Raw genomic sequence first — 13,835 nt, forward strand, 5'->3', positions numbered from 1 at the left:
GAGGGGCCGCGCGGCCACGGGCGCGCTCGACTGGCTGGGCAACAATCCCGCGGCGCCACTGATGGCGATGCCGGCGGAGCTGCGCGACGGGTTGAGCCCGGGGCAAACGGGCCGACTGGAGGCTGCGGCCATGAACGGTGGCCGCGTCGTGACGGACCGCGATCTCTACGACAGGCTCGACGACCAAGCCGTGCACGAGCCGGAACGCTTCACCGGCCTCGATCTCACGCAATACCGGCTGTCGCTCGGCAACAGCGACTACGACCGCCTGACCAAACTCCAGAAGACCCTCTCCGAAGGCAAACCCGATCCCGCCTTCGAGCGCCACCGTCTCGGCCGCTTGTTCCTGGAAGAAGGACTGCGCGCCGCCAACGTCGAACCAAACAGGGAGGAGGCCCGGCCGGCGCGGCAGCAACTCGACAGGCTGCTTGGCGCGTTCGAGGCGGTCGAGGGCAAGCCGCCGACGATGGTGGACATTCGCGGCCTCGTCGGTGACGTGGTCGGCAGCGTGCTGCCGCGAGCGGAAAGCGATCCGAATATCGGCTGGGTCTCAGGCGGCGACCCGGTCGAAGCGCTGCTCCAGGAAGTCGAAGCGAAGGACGCGCTCGATGGGGGAGAGCCCCCCATTGTCCACAGCGACGACGGCCGCGCGGAGATAGACGAAACCTTCGATCCGCAGAACATCATTCTCGCGCAAGCCGGAGGTGGCGGAGGCAGTCGCGTTCCTCCACCGCCCCGTCCCGCTGCGGCGCCAGGCCATCAGCCTGCACCAGGCATCGGGCACAACCGGCCGCCGGTGGCACCTGGACTGCCACAGGCAATCGAGAATTGGCGGCGTTGGTTTCCGTCTTCACCCCAGGCATCGGGCACTCAGCCCTCACCCGATACGGCTGGACCGGCAGCCGCCGTTGAGCGGAAGCAATCGACTCAAGCTTTCGCTGATTGGCTGGGGGAGAGAGCCCAACGGGCCGAAAGGGACCAGTATGCTGGCGCCGACGGCATAGACACGGCAGCTGGCATCAAACTCGATCCGCGTGTCGGTGAACCGGCAGCGGGGCGCGACTACTTGCCCGACGACGAGAACCATCTCAAGGGATTGCGCGGAGAGTATGGGCTGGCCAACGAAATTGCGCGACAGTTCCCGGATCACACGGTGATTGACTTCGGAAGGAAGGCGGGGCAGCGGGGGCCGGATGTGATATCGGTCGACCGTAACGGCGAGGTCACCTTCTGGGATTCCAAGTGGCGGGGTTCGGATACGTCGATCGGTCCGAGCGGTCGGGCGCATCAGACGCTGCCGTCTTTAGTCGGTGCTCTGAAACATACTCAAGAGAGAATTTGTGCGGCGATGAAGAGTGGACGCCTCTCATCTGAAGTTGGCGCCACAGCGTTGGAGTATTTGAACAAGAGGATCGTGACCATCGTCACGGTCGGCACTGGAAGTGCACGCAACGGTGTGGTTGAACGAATCGAAGGCGGTGAGCGCGCTGTCGTCTACCCGACAAGGAGGCCGTGATGCCGAGAGTTTTCGAACCCGAGGAAAGTCGTCAGTTCTTTCTCGACTTCCTTCTGGCAATTGCGACGAAGTTCGAGCCGGAAACGACCGGGCCGTTCAATCGCTCGCACTACATGTCTAGTAAACTAGAATATCTGCTCCGGGCCCATGTGCTCGGCTTGCGCGAGCAGGTGTTACCGCTGGCGCGGGCACTCGCGGGCTGGATGGAGTCACAACCGGCATGGCCAGAAGGCAAGGATACCGAGGAATCCTTTTACGCCTATCAATGGTGGGAGACGCTGGGCCTGTGCAAGTGGCTGATCGATGGCGATTCAGCGCTGGCCGAGTTCGGCCGCGCAAGCGAGGCCGACTGGAGACGATGGGACCAGTTCGACCGCTTCGAACCCAACGGGAAAAAGCTGCTGATGCGGGAGGGGCTCGAACTCGCCCTGCCGCTCAACCTCGCGGCGCGACGCTATGACGTCGGCCTGAAGCTCTGTCAGGAGGCCGGACTCACCTCCAAGGCCTCGTCGGCGCCAGCCATCGTGCGGGCGGAACTGATGCACGGGCAATGGGCCTGTCGCCATCTCGCCCACGGTGGCAAGCTTGACGCGGCCTATGTCGCCAAGGGCGAGGAGATGTTGCGCGAGGCGATAACGGAGCGCTTCATCGAGGATGGCGACTACATCAGGATGGCGTTGTGGCTGAAGGCGATCTACCACGACAGCGGGGTCACGCGGACGCCGGAGGAGACGATCCTCAAGGCCTACGACACGATGACCGGCGTCGAGAAGCCGGCCTTCGCCAGGATCTGACGGCGCGCGGGCTCATCATGACCGGCCTTCGAGAATGATCCTCAAAAGACTCGGTGAGCGCGATGTCTTCCACCCGAAAGGGAGGCAGTGATGCCGAAGATTCTCGAACGTGAAAAACGTCGCGGCAAGCATCGAGATTGAAGGGCTGCCTTCGGCAGCGCCGGCTGCGAACTCATGGCCGGTCGACGGCCTCGGGGATGACAGCCCGCTCGGCCGTCTGGTCAAGCCGCTGGATCGGGTCTCCGGGATCAGACCGCGCGCACCAGCACGTGGCGCTTGCGGCCGGCCGAGAGCTTCAGCGTCCCTTCGGAATCGAGATCGGCTTCGCCCACCGTCGCCGTGTCGCCGGCGATCGGCTTGTCGTTGAGCCGGCCGCCGCCGCCCTTGATGAGCTTGCGCGCCTCGTTCCTGCTGTCGGCCAGACCGGCTTCGTGCATCAGTTCGAACGCCGCGATCCCGGCCTTCAGCTTCGCGAGGGGCACTTCCACGGTCGGCAGCGTGTCGGCCTTGGCGCCTTCCTCGAAGGTACGCCGCGCCGTCTCCGCGGCGCTGTCGGCCGCCTGTTTGCCGTGGGCGAGCGTGGTGACCTCGGTCGCCAGGAGCTTCTTGGCCTCGTTGATCTCCTGGCCCTGCAGCGCTTCCAGGCGCGCGACCTCGGACAAAGGAAGGTCGGTGAACAGCTTCAGGAAGCGGCCGACGTCGGCGTCCTCGGTGTTGCGCCAGTACTGCCAGAAATCGTACGGCGACAGGCGGTCGGGATTGAGCCACACGGCGCCGGCGGCGGTCTTGCCCATCTTGGCGCCGGACGACGTCGTGAGCAGCGGCGAGGTCAAGGCGAACAGCTCGGCGCCCTGCATGCGGCGGCCGAGATCGGCCCCCATGACGATGTTGCCCCACTGGTCCGAACCGCCCATCTGCACGATGCAGTTGTGGCGCTTGTGGAGTTCCACGAAATCGTAGGACTGCAGGATCATGTAGTTGAATTCGAGGAAGGTGAGCGGCTGGTCGCGCTCGAGTCGCAGTCGCACCGAATCCATCGTCAGCATGCGGTTGACCGAGAAATGGCGGCCGACGTCGCGCAGCAGCGGAATGTAGAGGAGGTCGTCCAGCCACTCGGCGTTGTTGGCCATCACCGCATCGGTCGCGCCGGCGCCGAAGGTGAGGTAGTTGGCGAAGCTCTTCTTGATGCTCGCCATATTGTCGTCGATCTGCGCCGGCGTCAGGAGCTGCCGCGTCTCGTCTCGGCCCGAGGGATCGCCCACCTTGGTCGTGCCGCCGCCCATCAGAGCGATCGGCTTGTGGCCGCTCTTCTGCCACCAGCGCAGCAGCATGATCTGCAGCAGGTGACCGACATGCAGCGAGTCGGCGGTGCAGTCGAAGCCGATATAGGCGGTGCGAACGCCGCTCGACAGCAGCTCGTCGAGGCGTGCGGTATCGCTGCACTGATGCACCATGCCGCGCTCGTGCACGATGCGCATGAAATCCGACTTGAAACCCGACATCTTCCGCTCGGTCCGTTGCTTGGCTGACTGTCCCTGAAGGCGCGGGGGGTGTAACACATTCCCCCCATGGCTTCATCTTTCCTGCGGGCCCTCGGCCTGATGAGCGGCACCTCGGTCGACGGTGTCGACGTGGCCCTGATCGAGACCGACGGCGAGCGCGTGGCCTCGTTCGGGCCGACCCTGACCCTGCCGTATCCCGACGAAGCGCGTCGCATCATCCGTGCGGCGTTCGGCGCTACGGCCGAAACCGACGCGACGCGGGCGGCCGAGCGGCTGGTCACCGAGCTGCACATCGATGCCGTGCGTGCCTGGGCGGCGGAAAGCGGAATTGCGCCGGAGACGCTCGACCTCGTGGGCTTCCACGGTCAGACGATCACCCATCAGCCCGACCGCCGCTTCACCTGGCAGATCGGCGACGGCGCGGGGCTCGCGCAGGCGCTGGGCGTGCGGGTCGTGAGCGACCTGCGGTCGGCCGACGTGGCGGCCGGCGGGCAGGGCGCGCCCCTGGTGCCGGTCTATCACGCCGCCCTGGCGGCCAATCTGCCGCGGCCACTCGCGGTCGTGAACGTCGGCGGCGTGGGCAACGTCACCTGGATCGGCGCCGATGGTTCGCTGCTCGCTTTCGACACGGGGCCGGGCAACGGGCCGATCGACGACTGGTGCGCGCGACGCGCCGGTCAGCGCTACGACAAGGATGGGGCGCTTGCGGCTGCCGGCAAGGTCGATCGCGGCCGGGTGCTGCGCTTCGCCGAGCACCGCTTTTTCGCAAAGGTGCCGCCCAAGTCGCTCGACCGCGGCGACTTCAACGATGGTTGGGCCGATGGGCTGAGTGTCGTCGATGGCGCGGCCACGCTGACGCGCGGCACGGCCCGCGCCATTGCACTCGCGTCGAAGCATTTTCCCGTGCCGGTGGTGCAATGGGTGATCTGCGGCGGCGGTGCGCGCAATCCGACGCTGCTGCGTGCGATCGCCGAGGAGACGAATTGCAAAGTGGTGACGGCGGCGGATCTCGGATGGGACGGCGATGCGCTCGAAGCACAGGCCTTCGCGTTCCTCGCGGTGCGTTCCGTGCGAGGCTTGCCTCTGACGTTTCCCGGGACCACCGGTGCGCCTTGTCCGATGACGGGCGGCCGGCTCAGCGAGCCCTAGCTAGGGCTCTTTGTTGCTGGTCGCGCGGCCTGGCGGATTGAGCAGGCTCTTGGCGACGTACTTGTCGACATCGACCGCGAGCTTGTCGAGCGAGTCGTGGAAGAAGTGGTTGGCGCCCTTGATGGTGCGCGACTCGACCGTGATGCCCTTCTGTAGCGACAGGCGAGCGACCAGCTTCTGGATGTCGGCCTGCGGCACGACTTCGTCCCTTTCGGCACCGACGATGAGGCCGGACGAGGGGCAGGGCGCGAGGAAGGCGAAGTCGTAGGAGTTGGCCGGCGGGGCCACCGATACGAAGCAGTCGATCTCCGGGCGACGCATCAGGAGTTGCATGCCGATCCAGGCGCCGAACGAGTAGCCGGCGATCCAGCACGACTTGGCGTCGGCATTCATGCCCTGCAGCCAGTCGAGTGCGGCTGCGGCATCGGACAACTCGCCCATGCCGTTGTCGAAGCGTCCCTGGCTGCGGCCGACGCCGCGCGTGTTGAAGCGCAGCACGGAGAAGCCGCGGTTCACGAAAACATGGAACAGCGAGAAGACGACCTTGTGGTTCATCGTCCCGCCATACTGCGGGTGCGGATGCAGGATCAGCGCGATCGGCGCGCGTTCTTCCTTGCTCTGGTGATAGCGGCCCTCGAGGCGACCTTCGGGGCCGGTGAACATCACGTCAGGCATCGAGACTCCGGTTCTTCACCCTGATCGACACTCCGGTCGTAACCGATCTGGCGGTTGTTTCGTGGGGATTCTCTATACTTGACCAATCCGCTGGGATTAATTAAATCCGAGCGACGCAGTTGGTTTTTGCCCAGAGCCCCTGTCTGGGGCGCTGGCATATCGTAGTAACGCCTTGGTTTTCAAGAACTTTAGGCGTTTCCGTAGCGAAGACCGGCCGAATCTGGCCGTGAGGAGGATGCTGTGAAGCTCAGCACCAAGGGACGTTACGCCGTCATGGCGATGGTCGATCTGGCCCGGCACGCGCAGGCGAAGCCTGTTTCTCTGTCGGATATCGCCACGCGCCAGGAAATCTCCCTGTCATATCTCGAACAGCTTTTCGCCCGCCTGCGCCGCGCGGGACTGGTCAAGAGCGTGCGCGGTCCCGGTGGCGGCTATCGCCTGGCCCGGGGCTCCGCCGAAACCCGCGTCTCGGAGATCATCCTCGCGGTCGACGAGCCGATCAGTGCCACCCGCTGCACCGAAATGGGTGCCACCGGCTGCCGCGCCGACCGCAGCAAGTGCCTGACGCACGACCTGTGGGAGGAGCTCGGCAACCAGATCCACCTGTTCCTGAGTTCCGTCACCCTGCTCGACGTGCTGGAGCGCCGGCTTGCGTCTCGCTTGCTCGAGGCGCCGTCGGCGGCCAATTCCGACGCGATGGCAGCGGCCAGCTAGTTCGCAGAACTACCGACTCATGTCCGCGCCCGCCTATCTGGACCACAACGCCACGAGCCCCCTGAGGCCGGTGGCTTTCGATGCCATGGTCGAGGCCTTGCGCGCGGGCGGAAATCCTTCGTCGGTCCATGACGCGGGCCGGAAGGCGCGGGCGATCGTGGACAAGGCGCGACGCGAGGTTGCCTCGCTCGTGGGAGCGTTGCCGACGGAGACGATCTTCACGTCGGGCGGGACGGAAGCCAACAATCTTGCCCTGTCAGGCGCTGGGCGCCGGCGGGTGCTGGTGTCGGCGATCGAGCATGACAGCGTGCGTCGTGGCGTGCCGCACGCCGAGATACTGCCCGTCGACAGTGACGGTGTTCTGGACCTGGCCGCCCTCGACGCGACGCTCGCGGCCTCGTCCGAGCCGGTATTGGTGTCGGTGATGCTGGCCAACAACGAGACCGGCGTGCTGCAACCAATCGCCGAGGTCGTGCGGCTCGCGCGCGCGGTCGGCGCGCTCGTTCACTGCGACGCCGTCCAGGGGGCCGGCAAGGTCCCAGTCGACCTGCAGGGTCTCGGTGTCGACTACCTCAGTCTTTCCGCCCACAAGCTCGGCGGCCCGACCGGCGTTGGTGCGCTCGTCGTGCGCAACGGTGCGCCGTTCTCTCCGGACCGGCTCGGTGGAGGGCAGGAATCCAACCGTCGCGCCGGCACGGAGAACGTGGCGGGCATCGCGGGCTTCGGTGCGGCGGCCCAGGCCGCGCGTGTTGGTCTCGACGTCACCGGAATGCGCGATCAGCTTGAACTTTCTCTCGTCCAGATCGCGCCCGGGGCAACGGTGTTCGGCGCAAAGGCGCCTCGTATCGGCAATACTACGTGCATTTCGATGCCCGGTGTTCCTGCCGAAACGCAGGTCATGGCGCTTGATCTTGCCGGTGTCTGTATTAGTGCGGGTGCGGCCTGTTCGTCGGGGAAGGTGCAGCGGTCACCCGTTTTGACGGCGATGGGTGTGGCGGCAGAAGAAGCGACCTGGGCGACGCGGATCAGCTTGGGCTGGAATACCGAGCCGGCCGATATCGAACGCTTGATCACCGCATGGCAGAACCTATATATCCGAGTGCGACAGTCGGATATTTCCCACACCCATTCTAGGGCCAGGGCAGCGTAGGAGTTTCAAGGGGTTAGCATGACAGCCATTACCCAAATCCGGCGCAACGATCAGCCGATCTACCTGGATTATCAGGCGACCACGCCGATGGACCCCCGCGTCCTTGAGGCGATGATGCCGTACTTCACCCACAAGTTCGGCAATTCGGGCTCGCGCAGCCATGCTTATGGCTGGGAGGCCGAGGAAGGCACGGAGAAAGCGCGCGGCCAGGTCGCGAAGCTGATCGGCGCGGACGAGAAGGAAGTCATCTTCACGTCGGGCGCCACCGAGTCGAACAACCTCGCCATCCGCGGCGTGGCTGAGTTCTACAAGGACCGGAAGAACCACATCATCACGACGGTGACGGAGCACAAGTGCGTGCTCGATACCTGCCGCCATCTGGAACAGCAGGGCTTCGAGGTCACCTACCTGCCGGTCCGGCAGGACGGCCTGCTCGATCTCGACGTGCTGCGCGCGGCGATCACCGACAAGACGGTGCTGGTCTCTGTCATGGCCGTGAACAACGAGATCGGCGTCATCCAGCCGCTCGCCGAGATCGGCAAGATCTGCCGGGAGAAGAAGGTCTTCTTCCATACCGACGCGGCCCAGGCCGCGGGCAAGATCCCGCTCGATGTCGAGGCGCTGAACGTCGATCTGATGAGCATCTCGGGTCACAAGATCTATGGGCCCAAGGGCATCGGTGCGCTCTACGTCCGCCGCAAGCCGCGCGTGCGCCTCGTGCCGATGATCGTCGGCGGCGGGCAGGAGCGGGGCTTCCGATCCGGCACCCTGCCGACGCCGCTCTGCGTCGGTCTGGGCGAGGCAGCCGAAATCTGCATGAAGGAAATGGACGCCGAGGCCAAGCGGCTCAAGAAGCTGCAGGAGCGGATGCTGAACGGTCTGCGCGCCAAGCTGACGGACATCGTCGTCAATGGCGACCTCGAGCACCGCATCCCGGGCAACCTCAACATCAGCTTCGCTTATGTGGAAGGCGAATCTCTGATGATGGGGATCAAGAACCTGGCGGTTTCCTCCGGTTCGGCCTGCACGTCCGCCTCGCTCGAGCCCAGCTACGTGCTGCGTGCGCTCGGTGTCGAGGAGGAAATGGCCCATACCTCGCTGCGCATCGGCCTCGGTCGCTTCACGACCGAGCACGAGATCGATACCGCGGTCGACGAACTCGTGCGTCACGTCACCAAGCTGCGCGAAATGAGCCCTCTCTGGGAAATGGCCCAGGAAGGAATCGATCTCAAGTCCATCGAGTGGGCCGCCCACTAGGGGTGCCGCTTCAAGGTTCGAGGAGAGTGTCATGGCCTACAGCGAAAAGCTGATCGATCACTACGAGAATCCCCGCAACATCGGCTCGCTCGACAAGACGGCCGAGGATGTCGGTACCGGCCTGGTCGGCGCGCCGGCCTGTGGCGACGTGATGAAGCTGCAGATCAAGGTCGGCCCGGACGGGCTGATCGAGGACGCCAAGTTCAAGACCTTCGGCTGCGGTTCGGCGATCGCCTCCAGTTCGCTCGTGACCGAGTGGGTCAAGGGCAAGACGATCGACGAGGCGGAGACCATCAAGAATACCGACATCGCACGCCATCTGGCGCTGCCGCCGGTGAAGATCCACTGCTCCGTCCTTGCCGAGGATGCGATCAAGGCGGCCATCGCCGACTATCGCGCCAAGGCCACCAAGAAAGACGACAAGGCCGACGCGGCCGAGTAGCCAATCCGGAGCCCAACGCATGACCACGACCACCGAGACCCCGAAGCCGGCAGCGCCCGCCGCGCCGCGCCCGCGCCGTCCCCGTCCGCAGCTCATGATGGTGACGCCGCTTGCCGCGGAGCGCGTGAAGGGGCTGATCGAGGGACGCGGCAAGCCGACCGCGGGGATCCGCATCGGCGTGCGCACCAAGGGCTGCTCGGGCCTCAGCTACACGCTGGAGTTCGCCGACAAGCAGGAGCCGATGGACGAGGTCATCGAGGCCAGCGGTATCAAGCTGCTGGTCGACCCGAAGGCCTCGCTGTTCCTGATCGGCACCGAGATGGACTACGAGGAAGAGAAGCTGAAGTCAGGCTTCGTGTTCAGGAACCCGAACGAGAAGGGCCGCTGCGGCTGCGGCGAATCCTTCCACGTCTGAAGACCCGTCATGGATCATTTCGCGCGGCTGGGAGTGCCGGCGGCGCTAGACGTTGATGTCGCTGCGCTCGACCGGGCCTATTTCGCGCTCCAGCGGCAGTGGCATCCTGACCGCTTCGTCTCCAGGCCGCCTGAGGAGCGGGCGAAGGCCTCGTCCGAAGCCGCTTCCCTGAATGAAGCCTATCGCACGCTGAAGGATCCGCTTCGCCGCGCGTTCTACATGGCGGAGCGGGCGGGAGTGGAGATGCCGGGCGACGGCAAGACCATCGACGACCCGGAACTGCTGATGGAAGCCATGGAGGCGCGCGAGGCGCTGCACGAGGCAAGCGCCCCCGAGGCGGTCGACGCGCTGGCCGCGGAAGCCCGTCAGGGCGTGCAGAAAGCGCTGGCGGGGTTGGCCAGTTTGTTCTTGGCAAACGACAGGGCCGCCATCAGAAAGGCGCTCCTTCGCCTGCGCTACCTCGACAAGTTCGCCGAGGAGGCGCGGGCGCGTCGCATGAACATCGAACGGTCGGGCGCATGACCTTGCTGGAGATCCACGAGCCGGGCGAGACGCCGCTGCCGCATGCCGGCGAGGGCTCGCTGGCGGTCGGCATCGATCTCGGCACGACCAATTCCGTGGTCGCCATCGCCCGCGACGGCAAGCCGGCGGCGCTGCACGACGAGAGCGGCAAGGCGCTGGTGCCGTCGGTCGTGGCCTATCCCGAGGCGGGTGGCGTGCTGGTCGGCGAAGATGCCCGTGCCGTCATGGCTGCCGAGCCGCGCAATGTCGTGGCCTCCATCAAGCGCCTGATGGGCCGGGGTGCGGCCGATCTTCATGCGGTGGCCGGCGTGCTGCCCTACGAGGTCGAGCCAGGCACCGGCGAGACCGACATGGTGAAGTTGCGTATCGGTGGCAAGGCGCGGTCGCCGGTGGAGATTTCGGCCGAGATCCTGAAGGCATTGCGCACCCGCGCCGAGGCGGCGCTGGAAAAGCCCGTCGAACGCGCCGTCATCACCGTGCCCGCCTATTTCGATGACGCGGCGCGCACGGCGACGCGCGATGCGGCGCGCGTGGCCGGTCTCGAAGTCCTGCGGCTGGTGAACGAGCCGACCGCGGCCGCGCTGGCCTACGGTCTCGATAAGGGGTCCGAAGGCCTCTACGCGGTCTACGATCTGGGCGGCGGCACCTTCGACTTCTCGCTGCTGCGCCTGGAGAAGGGCGTGTTCCAGGTCCTTGCGACCGGCGGTGACACCGCGCTGGGCGGCGACGATTTCGACCGCGCCATCGCCGAGCGCATGCTGGCCGAGCGCCAGCGCGACGGGCTTGCCGACCAGGTCGACGAGCCCGCGGTGAAGACCGCGCTGGCGCTCGCCCGCCACATGAAGGAACAGCTTTCCGATCGCGACCACACGTCGGGCCGGCTGGAGATTGCCGGTACGCCGTCGTTCCACGCCCTGACGCGGGACGAGTTCGACGCCATGGTCGAAGCCTCTGTCGGCCGCACGCTCGACATCTCGCGCAACGTCCTGGCCGATGCCGGCATGGCCGCTTCCGATATCGAGGGTGTGGTGCTGGTCGGCGGCTCGACGCGCGTGCCGCTGGTGCGCACGAAGGTCGCCGGCATGATCGGCAAGCCGCCGCTCACCGACATCGATCCCGACGAGGTCGTGGCGCTGGGGGCGGCGCTTCAGGCCGAAGCGCTGACGGGCGGCGGCGACACGCTGCTGCTCGACGTGACGCCTCTGTCGCTCGGCCTCGAGACGATGGGCGGCATCGTCGAGAAGATCGTGCCGCGCAACACGCCGATCCCCGCGCAGCTCGCACAGGAATTCACGACCTACCAGGACGGCCAGAGCGCCATGGCGATCCACGTCGTCCAGGGCGAGCGCGAGATGGTCGCGGATTGCCGAAGCCTGGCACGCTTCGAACTCACCGGAATTCCGCCCATGACGGCGGGCGCGGCCCGCATCCGCGTGACCTTCGCCGTCGATGCCGACGGGCTGCTGACCGTCTCGGCAGAGGAGGGCACCACCGGCGTGGCGCAGCGGGTCGAAGTGAAGCCATCCTATGGGCTGAGCCACGAGGACATGGCCGACATGCTGTACGACAGCATGGACAATGCCGAGGCCGACATGAACCTGCGCCTGCTGACCGAGGCGCGCGTCGAGGCGCGGCGGGGGCTGCTGGCGCTGGACGCGGCGCTCGCGAAAGACGGCGGCCTGCTGTCGAGCGAGGAACGCGCCGGTATCGATGCGGCGCGGGCACGACTGGAGGCGGCGATGGCCGGCGAAAGCCGGGACGAGATCAATGCGGCGGCCGAGGCGCTCGAGGCGCTTTCCAAGCCCTTCGCGGAGCGGCGGATGGACCGCGGCATCCGCGAGGCGCTGTCGGGCCTGTCGGTGGGCGAACTTGAGAGCCGGGTCGGCGAGTAATCGGAGCGAGAGCCAAGAGATGCCGAAGATGACGTTCATTCTGCGGGACGGGACGCGCAAGGAAGTCGATGCGCCGCTCGGTCTCTCCGTGCTGGAGATCGCACACCGCAACCATGTCGACATCGAGGGAGCCTGCGAAGGATCGCTCGCCTGCTCGACCTGCCACGTCGTGGTGGAGACCGGCTGGTTCGACAAGCTCGGCCCGGCCAGTGACGACGAGGAAGACATGCTCGACCTCGCCTTCGGCCTCACGCACACGTCGCGCCTGGGGTGCCAGATCCGCATGACCGAGGCGCTCGACGGGCTGGTGGTGAAGCTGCCGGCCGCCACGCGCAACATGATGGTCGACAAGTAGGAGAGGCCGATGGCCCGCAAGCTGCGCTGGACCGATGTGCAGGACATCGCGATCGAACTCGAGGAGCGCCATCCCGATGTCGACAACGTCAACCTGCGCTTCACCGACCTGCATCGCTGGGTGATGGAGTTGCCGGACTTCGAGGACGATGCCTCCCGCTCCAACGAGAAGATCCTCGAGGCGATCCAGGCCGCCTGGATCGATGAGCGGGACTAGCCGCCGCACTTGCCCGACGCCGCAATTTGGCCGGAAATATGGGCGACAAGCCATGATCCGGGAGGGGTCCCCATCATGATCGCGACGAGAGTTCGTCCACTGCTGCTGCCGCTCTTGCTGGCCGCAGGGCTGGGCGCTTGCGCGTCCAATGCCGTCCAGCCCGGCATCGTGAGTTCGAGTGCGCCGATCGCGGGGACACCCGTCGCGGGGCAACCGCCGGGCGCGCCAGCGCAGGTTGCCTACGCCGTTCCGATGGGCGCCGGCCGTGTCGTTTCCATACGCGAGGTTGGCTTGGCGGGCGCCGGCGGACCCGGCAATGGAAGCGGGGCGCTGATGGGCGGCCTGCTGGGTGCAGGTGTCGGAGCCACAATCGGCGGAATCACCAGCCAGACGGTGGGCGGTGGCCTCGTGGGATTGCTCCTGGGTGCCGTGGGCGGCGCGATTGCCGGTACCATTGCTGACGGCCAGCGCAGTGGTGGCCGCGGCATCGAGGTGACGGTCCAGCGCGACGACGGGCAGAGCGTGACGGTGGCCCAGCGTGACGACGGGGACGTCCAGCTCGGTGACCGCGTACAGATCGTGCAGGATGGTCGGGGTGCGGCGAAGGTCGTTCGCGATGCGGCGCGGAACCCGGACTGAACACTGTCGTTTGGTTGGATCGAGAGTTCGAAAGGTTTCCCTTCAGATGTTCGGCAAGTGGTTCCTCGGCCTGCTGTTCCCCGCGATTCTCGTCACAGGTCTCAGCGCCTGCAACGGCACCAGCGGCGGCGTCCAGCCTGGTGTCGTCAATACGTCCTCGCAGGGCGCGAGCTATCGCGGCGAGAACGGACGCGTCGTTTCCATCCGTGAGGTCCCCGTGCGCGGCAGCCGCGGCTCGGGCATGAGCGACGGGACGCTGATCGGCGGCGGTCTCGGCGCTGCCGGAGGTGCGGTGGCTGGTGGGGCAATCACCAATTCGGTAGGCGGCGCGGTCGTTGGCGGTCTGCTGGGCGCGGTGGCGGGCGGTATTGCCGGCACGGCAATCGACCAGAATTCCACCCGCCGCGGCATCGAGGTGACGGTCCAGCGCGACGACGGCCAGCGCGTGACCGTGGCGCAGTACGACGACGGCGACGTCCAGATGGGCGACCGGGTCTCGATCGTCTACGACCGAAACGGCGTCGCCAAGGTCGTTCGCGACACGGGCTACCGCCGCGACTAGCCGGCCTCGGGCCGCGCTGGCGGCGGCAAGGAGCG

16 protein-coding genes are annotated in these 13,835 nt (G+C 66.4%); 14 read left to right on the forward strand and 2 right to left on the reverse strand.

Features of this window, described 5'->3' with window-relative positions:
• Positions 1-1,516 (forward strand): hypothetical protein (locus KQ910_RS23380; protein WP_216965878.1); only part of this gene is annotated, 1,516 nt, incomplete at its 5' end.
• Positions 1,516-2,310, forward strand: a complete 795-nt coding sequence (locus tag KQ910_RS23385) for a hypothetical protein (protein WP_216965879.1) — start codon at positions 1,516-1,518, stop codon at positions 2,308-2,310. The genes KQ910_RS23380 and KQ910_RS23385, both read left to right, overlap by 1 nt.
• A gap of 248 nt (positions 2,311-2,558) precedes the next feature.
• On the opposite strand, the gene tyrS is transcribed toward KQ910_RS23385, so the two are convergent.
• Positions 2,559-3,812 (reverse strand): tyrosine--tRNA ligase, encoded by a 1,254-nt coding sequence (tyrS, locus tag KQ910_RS23390; protein ID WP_216965880.1) that lies wholly within the window; start codon positions 3,810-3,812, stop codon positions 2,559-2,561.
• Between the two features lie 66 nt (positions 3,813-3,878).
• Between tyrS and KQ910_RS23395 the strand changes: the two genes are divergently transcribed.
• Positions 3,879-4,961 carry an anhydro-N-acetylmuramic acid kinase gene (locus KQ910_RS23395; RefSeq protein WP_216965881.1) on the forward strand — a complete coding sequence of 361 codons (1,083 nt, stop codon included), beginning with the start codon at positions 3,879-3,881 and terminating at the stop codon, positions 4,959-4,961.
• On the opposite strand, the gene KQ910_RS23400 is transcribed toward KQ910_RS23395, so the two are convergent.
• Positions 4,962-5,636, reverse strand: a complete 675-nt coding sequence (locus KQ910_RS23400; protein WP_216965882.1) for an alpha/beta hydrolase — start codon at positions 5,634-5,636, stop codon at positions 4,962-4,964. It lies immediately after the preceding gene.
• Positions 5,637-5,876: 240 nt separating this feature from the next.
• On the opposite strand from KQ910_RS23400, the gene KQ910_RS23405 reads away from it, so the two are divergent.
• The 11 genes from KQ910_RS23405 (at position 5,877) to KQ910_RS23455 (ending at position 13,800) form a co-directional block, all read left to right on the forward strand.
• Entirely contained in the window at positions 5,877-6,350 is a 474-nt protein-coding gene (locus KQ910_RS23405) for an Rrf2 family transcriptional regulator (RefSeq protein ID WP_369408433.1), read from the forward strand.
• 19 nt (positions 6,351-6,369) lie between these two features.
• Positions 6,370-7,500 carry a cysteine desulfurase family protein gene (locus KQ910_RS23410; protein ID WP_216965883.1) on the forward strand — a complete coding sequence of 377 codons (1,131 nt, stop codon included), beginning with the start codon at positions 6,370-6,372 and terminating at the stop codon, positions 7,498-7,500.
• Positions 7,501-7,518: 18 nt separating this feature from the next.
• Positions 7,519-8,757, forward strand: a complete 1,239-nt coding sequence (locus KQ910_RS23415; protein WP_216965884.1) for an IscS subfamily cysteine desulfurase — start codon at positions 7,519-7,521, stop codon at positions 8,755-8,757.
• 31 nt (positions 8,758-8,788) lie between these two features.
• Positions 8,789-9,199, forward strand: coding sequence for a Fe-S cluster assembly scaffold IscU (iscU, locus tag KQ910_RS23420; RefSeq protein WP_216965886.1), 411 nt, complete (start codon positions 8,789-8,791; stop codon positions 9,197-9,199).
• Between the two features lie 19 nt (positions 9,200-9,218).
• Complete coding sequence (locus KQ910_RS23425; RefSeq protein WP_216965888.1) at positions 9,219-9,614, forward strand: HesB/IscA family protein; 396 nt, start codon at positions 9,219-9,221, stop codon at positions 9,612-9,614.
• A gap of 9 nt (positions 9,615-9,623) precedes the next feature.
• Positions 9,624-10,136: a Fe-S protein assembly co-chaperone HscB gene (gene hscB, locus KQ910_RS23430; protein ID WP_216965889.1), complete on the forward strand. Its 513-nt coding sequence runs from the start codon at positions 9,624-9,626 to the stop codon at positions 10,134-10,136.
• Positions 10,133-12,028, forward strand: coding sequence for a Fe-S protein assembly chaperone HscA (gene hscA / locus KQ910_RS23435; RefSeq protein ID WP_216965891.1), 1,896 nt, complete (start codon positions 10,133-10,135; stop codon positions 12,026-12,028). Before hscB ends, hscA begins: the two co-directional genes overlap by 4 nt.
• Before the next feature lie 28 nt (positions 12,029-12,056).
• Positions 12,057-12,383, forward strand: coding sequence for a ferredoxin family 2Fe-2S iron-sulfur cluster binding protein (locus KQ910_RS23440; protein WP_408015714.1), 327 nt, complete (start codon positions 12,057-12,059; stop codon positions 12,381-12,383).
• Between the two features lie 9 nt (positions 12,384-12,392).
• A complete protein-coding gene (gene iscX / locus KQ910_RS23445; RefSeq protein WP_216965895.1) occupies positions 12,393-12,599 on the forward strand; it encodes a Fe-S cluster assembly protein IscX in 207 nt (68 codons plus the stop codon).
• 75 nt (positions 12,600-12,674) lie between these two features.
• A complete protein-coding gene (locus KQ910_RS23450) occupies positions 12,675-13,238 on the forward strand; it encodes a hypothetical protein (protein WP_216965897.1) in 564 nt (187 codons plus the stop codon).
• Positions 13,239-13,284: 46 nt separating this feature from the next.
• Positions 13,285-13,800, forward strand: a complete 516-nt coding sequence (locus KQ910_RS23455) for a hypothetical protein (protein WP_216965899.1) — start codon at positions 13,285-13,287, stop codon at positions 13,798-13,800.
• Positions 13,801-13,835: the final 35 nt, after the last annotated feature.

It is taken from the genome of Reyranella humidisoli, from assembly GCF_019039055.1.
Lineage (GTDB): Bacteria > Pseudomonadota > Alphaproteobacteria > Reyranellales > Reyranellaceae > Reyranella > Reyranella humidisoli.